Genomic DNA, 17,004 nt, shown 5'->3' with positions numbered 1-17,004 from the left:
ACTTGCTCCGGGATCTCGGGGATCTCCGGCGTGACCCGGGATCCCGGGCTTCGACGCGGCGACGCGCCTAGCCAGGATCGTGCGGCGGCTCCCCGTGTGCCTCGATGGTGGCCCGGGCCAGGCGCACCGCATCGTCGCGCAGATCCGCCGGGGCGAGCAGGCGAGCTTCGCCTCCGAAGGCGAGCACGATCGCCAGTGCGGCCCGCCGGGCACGGAAGGTCAGCTCCACCACCGGCCAACCGCCGTCCTCGCCGCGCTCGATCACCGTGGTGCCGGGTGTCAGCTGGAAACGGGAGTAGGTGGTGAAGAACCCCACTGCCGCCGGATCGACGGCGACCGTGATCGTGCACGCCTTGCCGGTGTCCTCGAAGGCGGCCCGCTGCCGGGCCCAGGCCTCGGCGAGATTCAGATTGTCGGGAACCCGTGCGGCTTCGTCCAGCACGGTGGCCGACAGGATCCGGGAGACCCGATAGGTGCGTTGCTGCCCGCGGTGCGCCGCCAGCAGATACCAGCGTCCGGCGTTCTCGACCAGGCCGTACGGGTCGACGGTGCGGGTGCCGGGCGCACCGTTGAGACGCGGCGAGGCATAGCGGAGCCGCAGCCGACGCTTGCTGGTCGCGGCGTCCCGGAGTATCGGTAGCAGCGGCACTTCCTCGGCGGCCGCGAACCAGCGTCGCCGGTCGACCACCACCACCGACGCCAGCGCCTCGGCGGTCTCCAGTGCTGGGGCAGGCACGGTCGCGGACAACTTCGTCAGCGCCGAACTCAGCTCGCCACTCAGCCCCAACTCCGCGGCCGCGGTGCCCGACGTCCAGGCGAACAGTGCCTGCGCCTCACCAGGGCTCAGCCCGCTGACCTCGGTGCGATAGCCCTCCAACAGTGCGCAGCCGCCGTTGCGTCCGCGATCGGTGTAGACCGGGACGCCAGCAGCGGACAGGGCCTCCATGTCGCGCAGCACGGTGCGTTCGGAGACTTCCAAGATCTCGGCGAGCCGGCGTGCGGGCAGGCGTCCGTGCCGCCGCAACAGGGCGAGGATCTGCAACAACCGGTCGGCTCGCATATTCGGAATCCTGTCACGAAAACCAGACAGAAGGTGTCAGGTTAAGGCGACAGAATCGAGCCATGACCGAAACCCAGAAGCTGCCGGACACCCGGCCCCTGTTCCACATCGCGCTCACCCAGATCGGTCCGCTGATCGACGGGGTGACCGTCGCCGATCTCGATCGTCCGACGCCGTGCTCGGAATGGACGGTGCGCGAACTACTCAGCCATCTGATCGCCGTCGAGAACCGGATCATGCACATCGCCGGCGGCGGCAAGCCGTTCGAGGTGCCGTCCGTCGTCGAGGGCATCGCCGACGCCCACTGGTCGGACGCCTGGCATTCCCGAATCGCACCCTTGGAGCAGTCGCTGGCCGACGACGCGCTGCTGGGTCGTGAGTGGGCGCACCCTGCCGGAGCGATGCCCGGCTTCCAGGCGATCGCCATCTACGCCAGCGAACTGGCGGTGCACGCGTGGGATCTGGCGCGCTCCCTCGGCCGGGACGCCGAGTTGAATCAGAACGTCGCCGCTGCGGTGGTGGGCCCGATGACCGGAGCCCTCCCACCCGAGCCGCGCGGTGCCGAGATCGGCATTCCGTTCGGTCCCGTCGTCCCGGTAGCCGACGACGCCCCGCCCTATGCCCGCCTGGTCGGCTGGGTCGGACGCGATCCCGAGTGGACGCCGGCAAGCTGAGCAGCCCGTCAGATAGCGACCGATTCGGGAGGCGTATCGCCTCGTCCGCCTCGGCTGGCTGCCGAATCGGTCGCTATCCGACGTCCGGTCTGGTTCGTGCCGAAGATCTCGGCATGCGCCGGGATGACGAGATCTGACGTCAGGTCTGGTTCGTGCCGGAGATCTCGACGGACGCCGGGATCAATCCATCAGATCCGAGTACAGGATCGTCGACAGATAGCGCTCGCCGAACGACGGGATGATCACCACGATGGTCTTGCCGGCGGTCTCTTCGCGGGCGGCGAGCTCGGCGGCGGCGGCCAGCGCGGCGCCGGAGCTGATGCCGACCAGCAGGCCTTCCTTGGCGGCAGCGAGCCGCGCGTACTCGACGGCGGTCTCGGCGTTCTGCGGCAGGATCTCGTCGATGATCGAGCGGTCCAGGATCTCCGGGACGAAGTTGGCGCCGATGCCCTGGATCTTGTGCGGACCGGGCTGCCCGCCAGACAAGATCGGGGACTCCTTGGGCTCGACGGCGATCATCTTCACCTCGGGCTTGCGCTCCTTCAACACCTGGCCGACGCCAGAGATGGTGCCGCCGGTGCCGATGCCGGCCACCACGTAGTCGACGGCGCCGTCGGTGTCGTTCCAGATCTCCGCGGCGGTCGTCCTGCGGTGGATGTCGACGTTGGCCGGATTGGCGAACTGACGGACCAGGACGGCGCCCTCCTCGGCGCCGATCGCCTCGGCCCGTGACACCGCGCCGCGCATGCCCTCAGCACCCGGGGTCAGCACCAGCTCGGCGCCGAAGGCGCGCAGCAGGGCACGGCGCTCCTTGGACATGGTCTCGGGCATGGTCAGCACTACCCGGTAGCCGCGCGCGGCGCCGACCATTGCCAGTGCGATGCCGGTGTTGCCCGAGGTGGCCTCGACGATGGTGCCGCCTGGCTGGAGTTGTCCGGACGCCTCGGCGGCGTCGATCATCGCCACGCCGATCCGGTCCTTGACCGAGTTCGCCGGGTTGTAGAACTCCAGCTTGGCAAGCACGGTCGCCTTGGTGTCGCCGAAGATGCGGTTGATCCGGACCAGCGGGGTCCGGCCTACCAGCGTGGTCACGTCGTCGTAGATCTGCATGTCAGGTCCTCACTGATGGATCGCGCGGGTATTCCGCGTTCAGGAATCTCGGTGCTCAATCATGTCACCATTCGCGATCCCTACACTGGCGTCCCATGAGCCACGAGCACGAGTTGGTCCTCGTCGTCGACTTCGGCGCGCAGTACGCGCAGTTGATCGCGCGCCGCGTCCGGGAGGCTCGGATCTACTCCGAGATCATTCCGCACACCACCAGCGTCGCCGAGATCGTCGCCCGCCGGCCGAAGGCGATCGTGTTGTCCGGCGGTCCGCAGTCGGTGTACGCACCGGGCGCCCCGCAGGTCGACCCCGCGCTGTTTGCCACCGGCATTCCGACCTTCGGCATGTGCTACGGCTTCCAGGCGATGGCCCAGGCGTTGGGCGGCGAGGTGCGGCAGACCGGGTTGTCCGAGTTCGGCCGCACACCGGTGCATCTGGCCGAGGACTCCGGCGAACTGCTGGGCGATCTGCCGCCGAACTTCCGGGCCTGGATGAGCCACGGCGATTCCGTCTACGCCGCCCCACCCGGCTTCCTCTGTCTGGCCAACTCCGACGGCTCGCCGGTGGCCGCCTTCGAGGATCTCCGTCGGGGCCTCGCCGGCGTCCAATGGCACCCGGAGGTCGCACATTCCGAGTTCGGTCAGGACGTGCTGGAAGCCTTCCTGGTGAAGTTCGCCGGCTGTCGGCAGAGTTGGACGCCGGCCAACATCGTCGAGGATTCGGTGGCCGCGATCCGGGCCGAGGTCGGCGACAAGCAGGTACTGTGCGCGCTGTCCGGCGGCGTCGATTCCGCGGTGGCCGCGGCGCTGGTGCATAAGGCGATCGGCGACCAGCTGACCTGCGTCTTCGTCGATCACGGACTGCTCCGCAAGGGCGAGGCCGAGCGGGTGGAGCGCGATTTCGTCGCGGTCACCGGGGTCGAGCTGGTGGTGCGCAACGAGGCCGACCGGTTCATGGGCGCGCTGGCCGGGGTGAGCGAGCCGGAGACGAAGCGCAAGATCATCGGACGTGAGTTCATCCGCACCTTCGAGGACGCCGCTCGCGCGCTGAACGCCTCCAAGGACATCGAATTCCTGGTCCAGGGCACCCTCTACCCGGACGTGGTGGAGTCCGGCGGCGGCGACGGCGCGGCCAACATCAAGAGCCACCACAACGTCGGCGGCCTGCCCGACGACCTGCAGTTCTCGCTGATCGAGCCGCTGCGCACCCTGTTCAAGGACGAGGTGCGCGCCGTCGGTGCCGAGCTCGGCCTGCCCGACGAGATGGTCTGGCGGCACCCGTTCCCGGGCCCCGGCCTGGCGATCCGGATCATCGGCGAGGTCACCCGGGAGCGGCTCGACCTGCTCCGCGAGGTGGACGCCATCGCCCGCCACGAGCTGACCGCCGCCGGCATGGACCGGGAGATCTGGCAGTTCCCGGTGGTGCTGCTGGCCGACGTCCGGTCGGTCGGCGTGCAGGGCGACGGCCGCACCTACGGGCACCCGGTGGTGCTGCGTCCGGTGACGTCCGAGGACGCCATGACCGCCGACTGGGGACGGCTGCCCTACGACCTGCTGGAGCGCATCTCGACCCGGATCACCAACGAGGTCCGCGAGGTGAACCGGGTGGTGCTCGACATCACCTCGAAACCCCCGGGCACCATCGAGTGGGAGTGAGCCGCTGACCCACGGCGTGGCGGCGCACCGGTGTTTCGTGGTGCGTCGCGTTCCCGTAGTACCCGCCCACCCCCGTCATCCCGGCTGGGATCTCCGGGCTGGTGGGTCGGCTATCCCGTTGCCCCGGTGGGCGACCGGGACCCCTGGCCTGGCGACAAGGCGATGCTGGGCCGCGGATGATCATCGGCGACTCAGACCGCCGGACTGCGCCGCACAGTTAGAGCGCTGAAATTCTGTACATGACGACGCTTTCGCTGGCGGACGCCAGGGCGAACCTCTCCCGGCTGGTCGAGTCGGCGGTCACCACGCACGAGCGGTTCGAGGTGACCAGGAACGGCGATCGGGTGGCCGTGCTGCTCAGCGCCGACGACTACGACGCACTCGTGGAGACGCTCGACATCCTGAGCGATCCTGCCGAAGTGGCCGCGATCCGACAGGGGCTGGTTGAACTCGAAGCGGGCGAGGTCTCGTCCGCCGACGAGGTGCGGGTCGCGATGCGGGCGCTCGGCCGACTTCCGGAGTGACGCCTTGTACGAGGTCGTCTTCACCCGAAGTGCCCGACGGGCTCTCGAACGCGATCTCCCTGAGAAGGTCGCCGTGGCCGCCTTCGAGTTCATCCTCGGAGCGCTGCGCGACAACCCTCGCCGCGTGGGCAAGCCGCTCCGGGAGCCGCTCGCGCCCCTGTGCGCGGCGCGTCGCGGCGAGTACCACGTCGTCTACCGTATTGTCGACGATCGCCTGGTGATCGAGGTCGTCTCGGTGGTTCATCGCCGGGACGCCTACGGCCACCGCTGACTAATGGTTGTGTGTGTGCTTGTTCGTGGGTGGTGGGAGCTGGGCCTGGCGGGCTCATCGTGGGTCGCCGGTGCCGGGAGGGCACTCGAACCAGTTTTTGGTGGTTATCCGACCGGTGTCGGCTCGCTGTCTCTGCTCGAACCACTTTCTGGTGGGTGTGGATAACCCCCAGGGGGTATCGGTAGCCACCAGAAAACGGTTCGAGCAGCCAGCGGCGCCGGTAACGGTCGCCATAACCACCAAAAACCGGTTCCAGCAGGTGATGCCCCAGTCAAGAGCCGCTCGGCAGCCGCTGCACCAACTCGAACGAACATGCCCAGTAGCTTGCTTGGAGAGACCGGTGCGTCAGGGTTTCGACAACGCTCAACCAACGGCCGGCGCTCGCCAGCTCAGCTGACCGGCAGATGCCGCGCCCACCAGTCCAGGATCGCCTCGAACCGCTGCCGGCGATGCCACGGGGTGCCCGAGCGGGAGAGCTCGTGGTTCTCGCCGGGGAAGACCAGCAGCTCGGCGTCCACCCCGCCCTGCTTCAGCTGGGTGTAATAGCGAAGCGCCTGTGACAAGGGACAACGTAGATCCTGCTCGGAGTGGACGACGAAGGTCGGGGTGGTCACCCGATCGGTCAGCAGCATCGGCGACTGGGCGTCCATGGCCTGCTTGGTGCCGTGGTACTGCTGCGGGAAGCGCCAGCCGATGTCGGAACTGCCGACGAACGACGCCGGGTCGAGGTAGCCGCGCTCTACGATCGCACCCGCCCAGCGATGGTCGTGGGCGATGATCCAGGCGGTCAGGTAGCCGCCGTAGGAGCCACCCATGATGCCGACGCGGTCGCCGTCCAGGCCGGGGACGGACGCCACAGCGTGATCGAGGAAGGCCAGCACGTCGGCGGCGTCCAACTCGCCGAAGGCGCCCTGGATGGCCGGCCGTGCTCGGGTCCGTAGCCGGCGGAGCCGCGCGGATTGCACATCACCACGGCGTAGCCGGCCTCGGCGTAGACCTGCGCCTCGTCGAAGAACACCGAGGTGTACTGCGCGAACGGTCCGCCGTGGATCATCAGCAGCAGCGGGTGCGGGCCCTCGCCGGCGGGGGTGACCACCCAGCCGTGCACCGGGTAGCCGTCGGAGGAGGTCGCCTCCAGTTCGCGCGGCTCTCGGACGTCGGTGCCGGCCCGCAGGGACGCGGAGAAGTCGGTCAGCGCAGTGATCCGGCCGTCCGCGACCAGGCCGAGATCGCCCATGCTGGTCCCGCTCCGGTAGCCGACCAGCACAGCCGCGCCCGGCGTCCGGCCGGTCACCCCGCAGCCGACCACCAGCACCGCGGCGTCGCTGTCCAGCAAGACCTCGGTGCCCTCGGTGGTCACCCGCAACAGCTGGGACGCCCCGCGCGCCTCGGTGACCGTCAGCACACCGTTCCCGGCCGGCACCAGGTCGCCCTCGATCAGGATCTCCGGGTCGGTGAGCCGCTGCGGTCCGTCGGCGCCGAGCCGGTACACCGACGGCTGTGCCGAGACGAACTCCAGTCCCGACTCGCCCAGCTCGGCGCCGGTGAACCAGATCGTGCCGTCCACCTCGACCGGGGAGCCGACGTCCAGCGCGCCGTCGGTGAGCCGGGTCACCTCACCACCGTCGACGCCGACCCGGAGCAGGTCGCCGACCAGGTTCTCCGTTTCGCCGGGGCGTCCGGCCACCACCAGCACCGCGCTGCCGTCGGCGGTGAAGCAGGGCTGGCCGTGATCGGTGTCGGCGGTGGTCAGCTGGGTGGGCCGCGGGACGCCGTGATCCTTCAGTGCCTCCGGGTCGAGCTGCTTGGCGGCACGCCCGACCGGCTGCACCGGCGGCTCGCCGAACACGTCCGGCACCTCGACGACGAACAGCTGGCTGCGCCGGTCCCGCGACCAGCCCAGCCCGTTGTACTGGAAGGCCAGCGAGGTGATGTGCCGCGGATCCTCCTGACCGGCGGCGACCCCGTCCAGGGTGCCGTAGCGGCCCTCCTGGGGCACCCGGGCGATGAAGGCGAGCAGCCGTCCGTCCGGTGAGAAGGCGAAGTCGGAGACACCCAGCGGCTGGTTGGTGACGCAGAGCGGCTCGCCGCCGCCACTCGGGATCAGGTGCACCTGGGGCCGGTCGTTCGCACCGTCGCGCAGGAAGCCGATCAGCGACCCGTCCGGGGAGAACCTGGGCTGGCTGTCGCTCTGGCCGAGGGTCAGCCGCCGGGGTGCGCCGCCGTCCAGTGGGACGCGCCAGAGCTGTCCGACGTAGCTGTCGGCGTCGAAGTCGGGACGGCTGCTCGCCACCACCGCCCAGTCGCCGTCGGGATGGACGGCGGGCGCCGACACGGTGGTGAGCAGGGGCAGTTGATCGGGACGCATGGGTCGAGGCTAAGCCTCGCAGCGGACAGATTTCCGCAGCGGGACGGAAGGGTCGCCCGATTCGACTGCCTTGCCGTCGCGGACTCACCCCGCTTCCCATCACCTGGCGGGCTCTCGACCGGCGCCCTTGGTGTCCAGTAGGTTCGGCCGCGACAAGGACGAACTCGAAGGGGAGTGGTGTCATGACGTCCGGACATGTGCTGGTGGTCGGTTCTCTCAACGCGGATCTGGTGGTGCGGACGGCGCGCCTGCCCCGGCCTGGTGAGACGGTGACCGGTTCCGACCTGGTCATCGTGCCCGGCGGCAAGAGCTCAAACCAGGCGGCGGCGGTCGGCAAGCTTGGCGGCGATGTCGCGATGCTCGGCTGCGTCGGTCAGGACGGCAACGGCGCCATGCTGCTGGACAGCCTGAAGTCCTCCGGCGTCGACGTCTCCCAGGTGCGGGTGCTCGACGGCGTCGCCACCGGCTCGGCGATGATCGCCGTCGACGACGCCGCGGAGAACTTCATCATCGTCAGCCCCGGCGCCAACGGACGGCTCAGCGCCGACGATGTGAACGCCGCCACCGACTTCTTCGCTTCCGCCGACTCCTCGTCGGTGCTGACCCTGTGCTTGGAGGTGTCGCTGGAGGCGGTCAAGGCTGCCGCCCGCAACGCCCGCGAGCGCGGCGCGAAGGTGGTGCTGAACATCTCGCCCTACATGAAGGTGGGTGCCGACCTGCTCGACCTGGTGGACATTCTGCTGGTCAACAACCACGAGCTGGCGGATCTCACCGGGCAGTCCGATTTCGACCCGCTGGGCGACTGGACGTCGGTGATCGAGGCGACCGGTGCCGCGCTGGGCGCCTCCGGACCCCGCACGGTCGTGGTGACCCTGGGCGCGAAGGGCGCCCGGATCATCGATCTGGACGCCGGCACCGCGTCGGCGCAGATCCCTTCCCCGACGGTGCGGCCGGTGGACACCACCGGCTGCGGGGACGCCTTCCTGGCCGCCTTCTCGTTCCGGATCGCCGCCGGCGATACCTTCGAGCAGGCGGCGGCGTTCGCAGTCCGGGTCGGTGCGTACGCCGCCACCGGCGAGGGCGCTCAGAACTCCTACCCGACCGCCGAGCAGCTGGCCAGTTGGACTCCGTGACGAATCGCTGACTTCGTTGGCCGAGCTCGTCGAGACCGGGGACGACCCGATGCTGGCAAAGGGGATTCGACAAGCTCAACCAGCGGAGGTCGCGTTGATCAGCGCTTCCCCGAAGGACGGGACACCGACCACCGTGGCAACGACCGGACTGCGTCGGCGTCCGCTCCGGTTCCGCGCCCGGCACGCCGTCGCGGTGTTCGCCGTCCTGATCCTGCTCTCCTACGGCATCTCGATGGCCGAGGTCTACAGCGGCCTGGCGCAACGTGCCAAGGACTGCCTGGTCCGCCAACTCGCCGCCGCCCCGGACGCCGCGACACCGGCGGGTTTCGCCGACCCCGCCTGGCTGACCCAGCGCCGCGGCACCGTCAACGACGCCAGCTGCCTGAACCGCACCGGAGTGTACGGGGTGGCGCGGCCGGCCGATGAGGCCGAACTGGCGAGCGCGCTGGCGTTCGCCCGCGAGCACGACCTGAAGGTGGCGCTGTCCGGTGCGCGGCACAGCATGGGCGGGCAGGCGTCCTGGCCCGGTGCGCTGATCCTCGACATGACTGCGCTGGACCGGATCGCCGTCGACGAGGCGTCCGGCACCGTGCGGGTCGGCGGCGGCACGCTGTGGCGGCAGGTGCTCGAAGCGTTGCACCCGCACGGACTCTCGGTGACCGGCATGCCCAGCATCGATGTGCTCAGCGTCGGCGGCACCCTCTCGGTCAACGCGCATGGCACCGATTTCCGCACCGGTTCGCTGGCCGGGACCGTCCGGAGTCTGCGGCTGATGAAGGCGGACGGCAGCGTCGTCACCCTGGACGCCGATCACGATCCCGAGCTTTTCCATGCGGTGATCGGGGGCTACGGGCTGTTCGGCGTCATCGTCGAGGCAGAACTGGCCACCGTGCCGGACGAGGTGTACCGGCTCGAGCAGCGGGTGGTGGCCACCGCCGAGCTGCCCGATGTCCTGGACGCCCTGGCTGCCGACGAGAACAACCGGCTGATGTCGGCGGATCTGGCCACCGCGGGCTCGCCGCTGCTGGACCAGGCCATCGTCTACACCCATGCGCGGTTCACGGGTTCCGCGGACGAGCCGATGCCCGACCTGCGGCCCGAACCCGATTCGCCGCCGGCCCGGTTCCTGTTCAACCTGGCCCGGCATCGCGGCCCGGGCCAATGGCTGAAATGGACCCTGCAACGCGACCTGATGCCCCGCCTGCGGCAGTGCGGCACCTCGCGGAACGAGGCGCTGCGCGCAGCCGAAGCCTGCCTGGTGTCGCGCAGCCAGGCGATGTACAGCGACCTGAGCCTGCTGCGTCACACGATCCCGCAGTACACCGACATCTTGCACGAGTACTTCTTGCCGCGGGACGCCCTGGTCCCGTTCCTGCGGGACGCCGCAGCGGCATTGCAGGTCAGCCGAGCGGTGGCGCTGCACGCGTCTGTCCGGATGGTGCATGCCGAACCGGTGCTGCTCGATTACGCCCGCGGCGATCGGTACTCGGTGGTGCTGTACCTCAGCCAGGAGGTCTCCGTCGAAGGCAACCGCGACATGGCCGACCTCACCCGCACCCTGGTCGACAGGGCGCTGGCGCGCGGCGGCACCTTCTACCTGCCCTATCAGCAGCACTACACCCGCGACGATCTTGCCCGAGCCTACCCGCGGATCGACGAATTCTTTGCGTTGAAACGGCGCCACGACCCCGAATTGCGGTTCATGAACAGCCTGTACCGGAAATATGCCTGACCGGCGTCAGCTGTGGTAATTGAGCAACCGCTCCAGCAGCACCGGCGCCAACGGCTGGTCGGTGTCCAGCACGACCCGGACGTGGGCGCCCTCGACGTCGCGCGGGCCGCCGCGCTGCTTGCGCAGGTCGCAGATGGTCTGGCCGCGACCGGGGCCGTGGGTGGCGTCCACCACCACCGGCACCTTCGGCGCACGGATCGCGGTGATCTGGCCGACCGCGATCGCCGCGGCCAGCGGGTCGTGCAGGGCGCACATCCGGCGTCCGTACTCTTCCACGTAGAAGTCGAAGTACAGGTTGAGAATGTCGGCGAGCGCCTGGTTCAACAGCGAATCGGACGCCGCCAGCGCCTCCCGGTCGGACTCCTCGAAGGCGTTCTCCAAGGTGACGTCGAGCGGCACCAGGACCACCTGCCAGGGTGCGTCCATGACCACCTGCGCGGCCTCGGGATCGTTGTAGATGTTGGCCTCACCGACCTCGCTGAGGTTGCCGGGCACCAGCGCGGCACCGCCCATGATGATCACCTCGTGCACCAGCTCGGCGATCGACGGATCCTGCTTGAGCGCGACGGCCAGGTTGGTCAGCGGGCCGATCGCGATCACGTCCAGTTCGCCGGGGTGTTCGTGGGCGAGCCGGACGAGCATGTCGGCGGCCGATTCAGCGACCGGCCGACGGTCGGTATGCGGCAATTCCACGTCGCCGACGCCGTTGTGGCCGTGAATGTGCGGGACGCCGCCGCCGAAGCTATGGGTGAGCGGGTCCATCGCGCCGACGGCGACCGGGACGTCGTTCCGGCCGCCCATGTCCAGCAGGTCGAGGGTGTTCAGGGCCGCCCGCTTGGCGTCGATGTTGCCGCTGACCGTTCCGATGCCGGCCAGGCTGATCTCAGGCGAGGCCATCAGATAGACCAGCGCGAGCGCGTCGTCGATGCCGGTGTCGCAGTCGAAGTACACGGGACGAGGTGCCATGTGGATGGGTCCTTTCGGATTCAGCTGCCGACGACGCCCACGATGGCGGCGTTGAGCAAGTTGACCATGGTGGCGGCCAGCAGCGCCAGGAGCCCGTACTTGGCCACTTCGTGGCGCCGCTCGGGAACCAGCGCGCCCAGCGAGCCGACCAGGATCGCGATGGAGCCGAAGTTGGCGAAGCCGCACAGCGCGAAGGTGGTGATCAGCGTGGTCTTCGGGGTGAGACTGCCCGCCTGCACCATCGGGCCGAAGTTGGAGAAGGCCACGAACTCGTTGAGCACGGTCTTCTGGCCGATGAAATTGCCGGCCAGGCCGGCCTCGTGCCAGGGGACCCCGAGCAGCCAGGCGACCGGCGCGAACACCCAGCCGAAGACCAGGTCGAAGGACAGGTTGGGCATCCCGAACCAGCCGCCGATGCCACCCAGAGCGCCGTTCAGCAGTGCGATCACCGCCAGGAAGGCGATCAGCAGGCAGCCGACGATGACGGCCAAGTGGCCACCGGTCAGGGCACCGCGGGCCAGCGAGTCGATGATGTTGACCGACTCGGTGTCGCGGACATCGCGCACCGACGCGTCCAGGTCGGAGACCTCTGTCTCGGGCCAGATGCCCTTGGCGATCAGCAGCGAGCCCGGGGCGTTCATCACGGCGGCGGCCAGCAGGTATGGCATCGGCGCGCCGAGCAGCGAGTAACCGACCAGCACGGTGCCGGCCACCGACGCCAGGCCTCCGACCATGCAGACGAAGAACTCCGATTTGGTCAGCCGCTTCAGGTACGGCTGGATCACCAGCGGCGCCTCGCTCATGCCGAGCACCACCACCGTGGCCGCCCACACCGATTCGATCTTGGACGTGCCCAGCACCCACTTCAGTGCGGTGCCGACGATCTCGACGAACCACTGCAGCACCCGCAGGTAGTAGAGCAGGCCGACGATGGTGCCGAAGAAGACGATCACCGGCAGCACCTGCAGGGCGAAGACGAAGCCCGTCTTCTCGGTGTCGACCAGCGGCCCGAAGACGAACTCGGTGCCCACCTTGGTGTAGTCGATGATGTGGGTGACGCCCTCCGAGAAGGCGCGCAGGGCCACCGTGCCGGGCTCCCACTTGATCACCAGGAAGCCTGTGACGGCCTGCAGGGCGATGCCCGAGCCGATGACCCGCCAGTTGATCCGGCTGCGGTGCTTCGAAATGAGCACCATGATGCCGAGGATCAGAATGACGCCGAGTAGTCCCTGAAATCTCTCCATCTCGCATCCCTCCAGCCTGCTTGGACACTCGGACCATATGGGTCTCGGGAGGCGCTGGCAAGGGATTTCGTACGCGGGTCGGGGCAATGCGGGCAATTGTCATCGATCCGACACAATGCCCGTGGCGCGAGGGAGCGCGCTCCCGGAGCGGGCAGGCCGAGGGGCCCGGACGCACAGGCGTCCGCGCCCCTCGGGATCGGGTTCAGCGGAGGTCGTCGGGATTCTGGTCAGGACGATCGGACGGCCGCGAGCCCTGGCCGAACGCGTTCTTCGCTTCGTCGAAGCCGGTGGGGCCGCCGTCCTCGGTGGGCAGCACCGCCCATAACACCAGGTAGGCGATCCAGCCGACCTGCGTGAAGATGGCGAGCAGCACGGTCACGATGCGGACCAGCCCGGAGTCCAGGTTGAGGAAGCGGGCCAGTCCGCCGCAGACGCCGCCGAGGAATTTGTCGGTGGTCGAGCGGGTCAGGGTCTTTCCGTTCATCGGTTTCCTTTCGTCGAATTGCGGGAAAGCAGGAGGCCGGCTAGGCCGATCACGACCAGGCCGAGGGGGGCGACGATCGAGGTGAGCTTCCAGTCGAGGGTGCCGAACGCGGCGCACAGGGCGAGCACCGCCAACTCCACCCCGACCAGGCCGACGTTGAAGGCGGCGACGTCGACGCGCCTCATGAGACGCTCACCTCCCCGACGCCGGTGTGCAGCACCACGGTCAGGACGGGCGCGGCGGGGTTGGTCACGCGCTGGTAGCTGCCTTTGAGGTCGATGCCGTCGCGTTCGGCGTCCGGGCCGCTGTAGTCGCCGGCGCCGACCGACCATTCGACGATCACGTTGCCCGTCCGGGGCAGCACGACCGCCAGCGTGCCGGCGCCCTGCGAGTAGTGGAACTGCCGGGTCTCGATGATCTCCAGGCCGCTCAGGTCGACGCTCACATCGCCGGCTGCGTAGTTCTGCTCGGTGGTCGGCAGCTCAGCCATCGTGGTGTAGCTGACCGCCTCGGAGCCGACCTTGCCGGGCCGGGGCATCGGCGCCATCATCGCGATCGTCACCAGTGCGGCGATCACGGTCAGCGGCAGCAGGCCGCGCGGACGTCCGGCGAAGGCGGCCAGCAGCAGGCCGAGGCCGAAGGTGCCCAGCACAGTCGCGGCGTAGGCCAGCGGCGGAACGTGGATGCCGCCGGCCACCGACAGTACGGCCAGGGTGGCGAGCCCGCCGCCGATCAGGCACAGCACCAGCGGCCACAGCCACTTCGGCCGGTTCCGGCGGGCGCGGGGCGCGGGCGGCGTCCAATCCGGGACGGCCGCTGGCGCGGTCGGTGGGGTCGGCCGGTATTCGGCGAACTGCAGGGTCGGCTGCGGATCGTTCGTCGGAGTCGGAGCGGGGCCCGACCGCTGTTCCTGGGCGACCCGCTCCCGCCAGGCCGCAGCAGCCCGTTCGAAGTCGGTCTGCGGCGCGGTCGGGGGAACGCTGACCGAGGGAGTGCCGGCCGGTGTGGCGTCGGCGTCCGGTAACAATGTCGAGGTGCCCGGACGCTGCGGGTGGCGGCGGCGATGGAAGCCGAAGTACCACAGGAACCCGAGGCCGACCACCGGCGCGGCACCAAACGGCAGCCAGGAGCCGATCGCCACCGTGATCAGGACGCCCAGGCAGACCACGGTGCCGATCGCCGCGGCCGGCGACCAGGCGCGGGTGAACGGCGCGAGCCTGTAGAGCGGGAATTCGGTGGAGCCGTCCTTGGGGACCAGCAGCAACGCACCCACGTAGAAGGCGACGCCGAGGCCGCCGAGCAGGGCCAGCAGCACCATCGCGAGCCGCAGCACGATCGGATCGACCTGCCAGCGCCGGGCCAGCCCCGCGCACACTCCGCCGAGCACAGCGCCCGAGGACGCGCGGCGCAGCGGGGTGAGTTCCATGCCCCCACTCTCGTCAGCGGGCTGCAGCCGACCATCGGGGATCGTCCCTGAGTCGCCCCCCAAACGGCGAGGGACAGCTCCGGGCGGTTCCGCTGGCCGGTCGTTGGCGGCTGTGTGAGGCTAGAGGGGTCGGCCCTGTCCACCTCCGACGACGCTGCAGAATGACCACTTCCGTTCACCCGCACCCGGTGCCGCCGCAGCGTGCCGACCGGCGGCTGAAGACGGGCTGGCTGGCCGGAGTGTGCAGCGGGCTGGCCGCCCACCTGGGCTGGCCAGTGCTGGTGCTGCGGGTCGGTGTCGTTCTGCTCACCGCCAGCATGGGCCTCGGCGTGATCGTCTACCTGGTGCTCTGGCTGGCGCTGCCGCTGGCCGCCGAGACGCCACGCGCGCCCGGGCTCGAAGCGGCGGGCCGCAGCGGCATGCGGACGGTCGAGGCGCCGCAGCTGGTGCCGGCCGACCTGGGTGTGATGTCGGCGGTGGCGCTGCTCGGGGCCGGGCTGCTGTGGTTCGTCCAGGCGGCCGGATTCGGGCTGCCACCGCGGGTGCTGTGGCCGGCGCTGGCGGGCACCACCGGCCTGATGCTGATCTGGTGGCAGGCCGACCACATCTCGAACCGGTCGATCCGGCGGCAGACCGGGCTGCGCCGGTGGTTCGCGCCGCTCACCGCGCACTGGTCGCGGGTCGTCCGGATCGTGCTCGGCCTGGCCGGGCTCGGCACCGCGATCGGCCTTGTGGTGGTGCAATTGCCGGAGCTGTCCGAGACCACTCGGACGTTGCTGGTGCTGGGCCTGGTGGTGGCCACCCTGCTGCTGGCCGCGGCGCCCTGGTTCATCCGGGTGCGGCGCTCGCTGACCGCGGCGCGCGAGGAGAAGATGCTGGCCGACGCCCGTGCCGACATGGCCGCCCACCTGCACGACTCGGTGCTGCAGACATTGGCGCTGATCCAGCGCCAGGCGTCCGACCCCAAGGCGGTGACGTCGCTGGCCCGGCGCCAGGAGCGCGAACTGCGCAGCTGGCTGTATGGCGAGACCACCGATGCCGCCACGGTGAAGGCCGCCCTGGTGGCCGCCGCCGCCGAGGTCGAGGACGACCACCGCGTCGAGGTGGAGATCGTGGTGGTCGGCGACCGGGACCTCGACCCGGAGCTGAAGTCCCTGGTGCAGGCGGCCCGCGAGGCGATGGTGAACGCGGCCCGGCACGCCGGCGTGACCACGATCGACGTCTATGCCGAGGTGGACGACGGCCTGGTCGAGGTGTTCGTCCGGGATCGCGGCCGTGGCTTCGTGCTGGACGAGGTGCCCGCCGACCGGATGGGCGTGCGAGGCTCGATCATCGAGCGATTGCGGCGTGCCGGAGGCGATGCGACGATTCGAAGTGCCCCCGACGAGGGCACCGAGGTACGACTGGAGATGAAGCGATGACCGAGCAGCAACCCACCCCGCAGGCCGCCCGGCGAGTGGTGATCGTCGACGACCACGCCATCTTCCGCAGTGGCGTCAAGCATGACATCGGCTCACGAGTGCACATCGTGGGGGAGGGTGAGGACGTCCCGACCGCCGTCGCCGCGGTGCTCAAGGCGCAGCCGGACGTGGTGCTGCTCGACGTGCACCTACCCGGTGGCGGCGGCATCGAGGTGATCAAACAGGTGCACGTCGCCGAGCCGGAGATCAAATTCCTGGCGCTCAGCGTCTCGGACGCCGCCGAGGACGTGATCGGCGTGATCCGGGCCGGCGCCCGCGGCTACGTCACCAAGTCGATCTCGGCCGACGAGCTGGTCGATGCCATCGGCCGGGTCGCCGAGGGCGACGCGGTGTTCTCGCCCCGGCTCGCCGGCTTCGTGCTGGACGCCTTCTCGGGCTCGATCGACATCGCCAGCGTGGACGAGGAACTGGACCGGCTCTCCCAACGGGAGCGCGAGGTGATGCGGCTGATCGCTCGCGGCTACGCCTACAAGGAGATCGCCCGCGAGCTGTTCATCTCGATCAAGACCGTGGAGACCCACGTCTCCAGCGTGCTGCGCAAGCTGCAGCTGTCGAACCGGCACCAGCTGACCCGCTGGGCCACCGACCGTCGCCTGGTCTGACAGATGGTGAAGCCCTGCTGGCCGCTCACCTCGGGGGATTTCGCCGGAGGCCATGCCCCTGGAGAATGCCCGCAGCAGGCCGTGCAGCTTTCGCATCACGAGCGAGTCGCCGTCGGCCGTTGCCGGAGCCTACCGGAGATCGACTCCGATCACTTTCGCGTGATGGAGGCGGTGATTTGTCGACGGTCGCCGAATGGCGCACTGCTAGCGCTGATTGATGCTCCATAGTTACGCTCCGGGAACGACGCCACGGCGGCGTCGCGAAGCGGACGCGTCA

At 69.5% G+C, this 17,004-nt stretch carries 17 protein-coding genes; 8 read left to right on the top strand and 9 right to left on the bottom strand.

What is annotated here, in order from left to right:
* Positions 1 to 67 precede the first annotated feature (67 nt).
* Positions 68 to 1,060 (bottom strand): helix-turn-helix transcriptional regulator, encoded by a 993-nt coding sequence (locus QM619_RS03205; protein ID WP_415104239.1) that lies wholly within the window; start codon positions 1,058 to 1,060, stop codon positions 68 to 70.
* 62 nt (positions 1,061 to 1,122) lie between these two features.
* Here QM619_RS03205 and QM619_RS03200 point away from each other — a divergent pair, with 62 nt between their 5' ends.
* Positions 1,123 to 1,734: a TIGR03086 family metal-binding protein gene (locus QM619_RS03200; protein ID WP_415104237.1), complete on the top strand. Its 612-nt coding sequence runs from the start codon at positions 1,123 to 1,125 to the stop codon at positions 1,732 to 1,734.
* Between the two features lie 180 nt (positions 1,735 to 1,914).
* Here QM619_RS03200 and cysK read toward each other — a convergent pair whose 3' ends face one another.
* On the bottom strand, positions 1,915 to 2,844 hold the full coding sequence (gene cysK / locus QM619_RS03195; RefSeq protein WP_415104235.1) for a cysteine synthase A: 930 nt from the start codon (positions 2,842 to 2,844) through the stop codon (positions 1,915 to 1,917).
* 95 nt (positions 2,845 to 2,939) lie between these two features.
* Between cysK and guaA the strand changes: the two genes are divergently transcribed.
* From guaA to QM619_RS03180, 3 genes are all read left to right on the top strand, one after another.
* Complete coding sequence (guaA, locus tag QM619_RS03190; RefSeq protein WP_415104233.1) at positions 2,940 to 4,496, top strand: glutamine-hydrolyzing GMP synthase; 1,557 nt, start codon at positions 2,940 to 2,942, stop codon at positions 4,494 to 4,496.
* A 239-nt stretch (positions 4,497 to 4,735) separates the two neighbouring features.
* Positions 4,736 to 5,020 (top strand): type II toxin-antitoxin system Phd/YefM family antitoxin, encoded by a 285-nt coding sequence (locus QM619_RS03185; protein ID WP_415104231.1) that lies wholly within the window; start codon positions 4,736 to 4,738, stop codon positions 5,018 to 5,020.
* Positions 4,941 to 5,291: a type II toxin-antitoxin system RelE family toxin gene (locus QM619_RS03180; protein ID WP_415104229.1), complete on the top strand. Its 351-nt coding sequence runs from the start codon at positions 4,941 to 4,943 to the stop codon at positions 5,289 to 5,291. The genes QM619_RS03185 and QM619_RS03180 overlap by 80 nt, the downstream gene beginning before the upstream one ends.
* 389 nt (positions 5,292 to 5,680) lie before the next feature.
* Here QM619_RS03180 and QM619_RS03175 read toward each other — a convergent pair whose 3' ends face one another.
* Both QM619_RS03175 and QM619_RS03170 read right to left on the bottom strand, forming a co-directional pair.
* Complete coding sequence (locus tag QM619_RS03175; protein WP_415104227.1) at positions 5,681 to 6,172, bottom strand: alpha/beta hydrolase family protein; 492 nt, start codon at positions 6,170 to 6,172, stop codon at positions 5,681 to 5,683.
* Positions 6,079 to 7,659 carry a S9 family peptidase gene (locus QM619_RS03170; protein ID WP_415104225.1) on the bottom strand — a complete coding sequence of 527 codons (1,581 nt, stop codon included), beginning with the start codon at positions 7,657 to 7,659 and terminating at the stop codon, positions 6,079 to 6,081. The genes QM619_RS03175 and QM619_RS03170 overlap by 94 nt, the downstream gene beginning before the upstream one ends.
* Before the next feature lie 182 nt (positions 7,660 to 7,841).
* Between QM619_RS03170 and QM619_RS03165 the strand changes: the two genes are divergently transcribed.
* On the top strand, positions 7,842 to 8,792 hold the full coding sequence (locus tag QM619_RS03165; RefSeq protein ID WP_415104223.1) for a ribokinase: 951 nt from the start codon (positions 7,842 to 7,844) through the stop codon (positions 8,790 to 8,792).
* Between the two features lie 133 nt (positions 8,793 to 8,925).
* On the top strand, positions 8,926 to 10,524 hold the full coding sequence (locus tag QM619_RS03160) for an FAD-binding oxidoreductase (protein ID WP_415104221.1): 1,599 nt from the start codon (positions 8,926 to 8,928) through the stop codon (positions 10,522 to 10,524).
* 6 nt (positions 10,525 to 10,530) lie between these two features.
* Here the strand turns inward: QM619_RS03160 and QM619_RS03155 are convergent, their stop codons facing one another.
* The 5 genes from QM619_RS03155 to QM619_RS03135 form a co-directional block, all read right to left on the bottom strand.
* Complete coding sequence (locus QM619_RS03155) at positions 10,531 to 11,490, bottom strand: nucleoside hydrolase (RefSeq protein WP_415104219.1); 960 nt, start codon at positions 11,488 to 11,490, stop codon at positions 10,531 to 10,533.
* Between the two features lie 20 nt (positions 11,491 to 11,510).
* Positions 11,511 to 12,734 carry a NupC/NupG family nucleoside CNT transporter gene (locus QM619_RS03150; RefSeq protein ID WP_415104217.1) on the bottom strand — a complete coding sequence of 408 codons (1,224 nt, stop codon included), beginning with the start codon at positions 12,732 to 12,734 and terminating at the stop codon, positions 11,511 to 11,513.
* A 202-nt stretch (positions 12,735 to 12,936) separates the two neighbouring features.
* On the bottom strand, positions 12,937 to 13,218 hold the full coding sequence (locus QM619_RS03145; protein ID WP_415104215.1) for a PspC domain-containing protein: 282 nt from the start codon (positions 13,216 to 13,218) through the stop codon (positions 12,937 to 12,939).
* The gene (locus tag QM619_RS03140; RefSeq protein WP_415104213.1) at positions 13,215 to 13,403 is read right to left on the bottom strand and encodes a hypothetical protein; all 189 of its coding nucleotides are present in this window, start codon (positions 13,401 to 13,403) and stop codon (positions 13,215 to 13,217) included. The genes QM619_RS03145 and QM619_RS03140 overlap by 4 nt, the downstream gene beginning before the upstream one ends.
* A complete protein-coding gene (locus tag QM619_RS03135) occupies positions 13,400 to 14,644 on the bottom strand; it encodes a PspC domain-containing protein (RefSeq protein WP_415104211.1) in 1,245 nt (414 codons plus the stop codon). Before QM619_RS03135 ends, QM619_RS03140 begins: the two co-directional genes overlap by 4 nt.
* A gap of 161 nt (positions 14,645 to 14,805) precedes the next feature.
* On the opposite strand from QM619_RS03135, the gene QM619_RS03130 reads away from it, so the two are divergent.
* Together QM619_RS03130 and QM619_RS03125 are read left to right on the top strand one after the other, a co-directional pair.
* Entirely contained in the window at positions 14,806 to 16,065 is a 1,260-nt protein-coding gene (locus tag QM619_RS03130; RefSeq protein ID WP_415104209.1) for a PspC domain-containing protein, read from the top strand.
* Entirely contained in the window at positions 16,062 to 16,727 is a 666-nt protein-coding gene (locus QM619_RS03125; RefSeq protein WP_415104207.1) for a response regulator, read from the top strand. Before QM619_RS03130 ends, QM619_RS03125 begins: the two co-directional genes overlap by 4 nt.
* Positions 16,728 to 17,004: the final 277 nt, after the last annotated feature.

The sequence above is a fragment of the Micropruina sp. genome (assembly GCF_047606665.1).
Taxonomy (GTDB): Bacteria; Actinomycetota; Actinomycetes; order Propionibacteriales; family Propionibacteriaceae; genus Micropruina.
The sequence above is the reverse complement of the archived record's forward strand: the minus strand, read 5'-3'. Positions and strand labels throughout refer to the sequence as shown.

What these genes read in the sequence shown, in the direction of transcription:
- QM619_RS03205 (WP_415104239.1), bottom strand. Translation starts at nt 1,060, where the DNA reads ATGCGAGCCGACCGGTTGTTGCAGATCCTCGCCCTGTTGCGGCGGCAC.
- QM619_RS03200 (WP_415104237.1), top strand. Translation starts at nt 1,123, where the DNA reads ATGACCGAAACCCAGAAGCTGCCGGACACCCGGCCCCTGTTCCACATC.
- cysK (WP_415104235.1), bottom strand. Translation starts at nt 2,844, where the DNA reads ATGCAGATCTACGACGACGTGACCACGCTGGTAGGCCGGACCCCGCTG.
- guaA (WP_415104233.1), top strand. Translation starts at nt 2,940, where the DNA reads ATGAGCCACGAGCACGAGTTGGTCCTCGTCGTCGACTTCGGCGCGCAG.
- QM619_RS03185 (WP_415104231.1), top strand. Translation starts at nt 4,736, where the DNA reads ATGACGACGCTTTCGCTGGCGGACGCCAGGGCGAACCTCTCCCGGCTG.
- QM619_RS03170 (WP_415104225.1), bottom strand. Translation starts at nt 7,659, where the DNA reads ATGCGTCCCGATCAACTGCCCCTGCTCACCACCGTGTCGGCGCCCGCC.
- QM619_RS03165 (WP_415104223.1), top strand. Translation starts at nt 7,842, where the DNA reads ATGACGTCCGGACATGTGCTGGTGGTCGGTTCTCTCAACGCGGATCTG.
- QM619_RS03155 (WP_415104219.1), bottom strand. Translation starts at nt 11,490, where the DNA reads ATGGCACCTCGTCCCGTGTACTTCGACTGCGACACCGGCATCGACGAC.
- QM619_RS03150 (WP_415104217.1), bottom strand. Translation starts at nt 12,734, where the DNA reads ATGGAGAGATTTCAGGGACTACTCGGCGTCATTCTGATCCTCGGCATC.
- QM619_RS03145 (WP_415104215.1), bottom strand. Translation starts at nt 13,218, where the DNA reads ATGAACGGAAAGACCCTGACCCGCTCGACCACCGACAAATTCCTCGGC.
- QM619_RS03140 (WP_415104213.1), bottom strand. Translation starts at nt 13,403, where the DNA reads ATGAGGCGCGTCGACGTCGCCGCCTTCAACGTCGGCCTGGTCGGGGTG.
- QM619_RS03135 (WP_415104211.1), bottom strand. Translation starts at nt 14,644, where the DNA reads ATGGAACTCACCCCGCTGCGCCGCGCGTCCTCGGGCGCTGTGCTCGGC.
- QM619_RS03130 (WP_415104209.1), top strand. Translation starts at nt 14,806, where the DNA reads ATGACCACTTCCGTTCACCCGCACCCGGTGCCGCCGCAGCGTGCCGAC.
- QM619_RS03125 (WP_415104207.1), top strand. Translation starts at nt 16,062, where the DNA reads ATGACCGAGCAGCAACCCACCCCGCAGGCCGCCCGGCGAGTGGTGATC.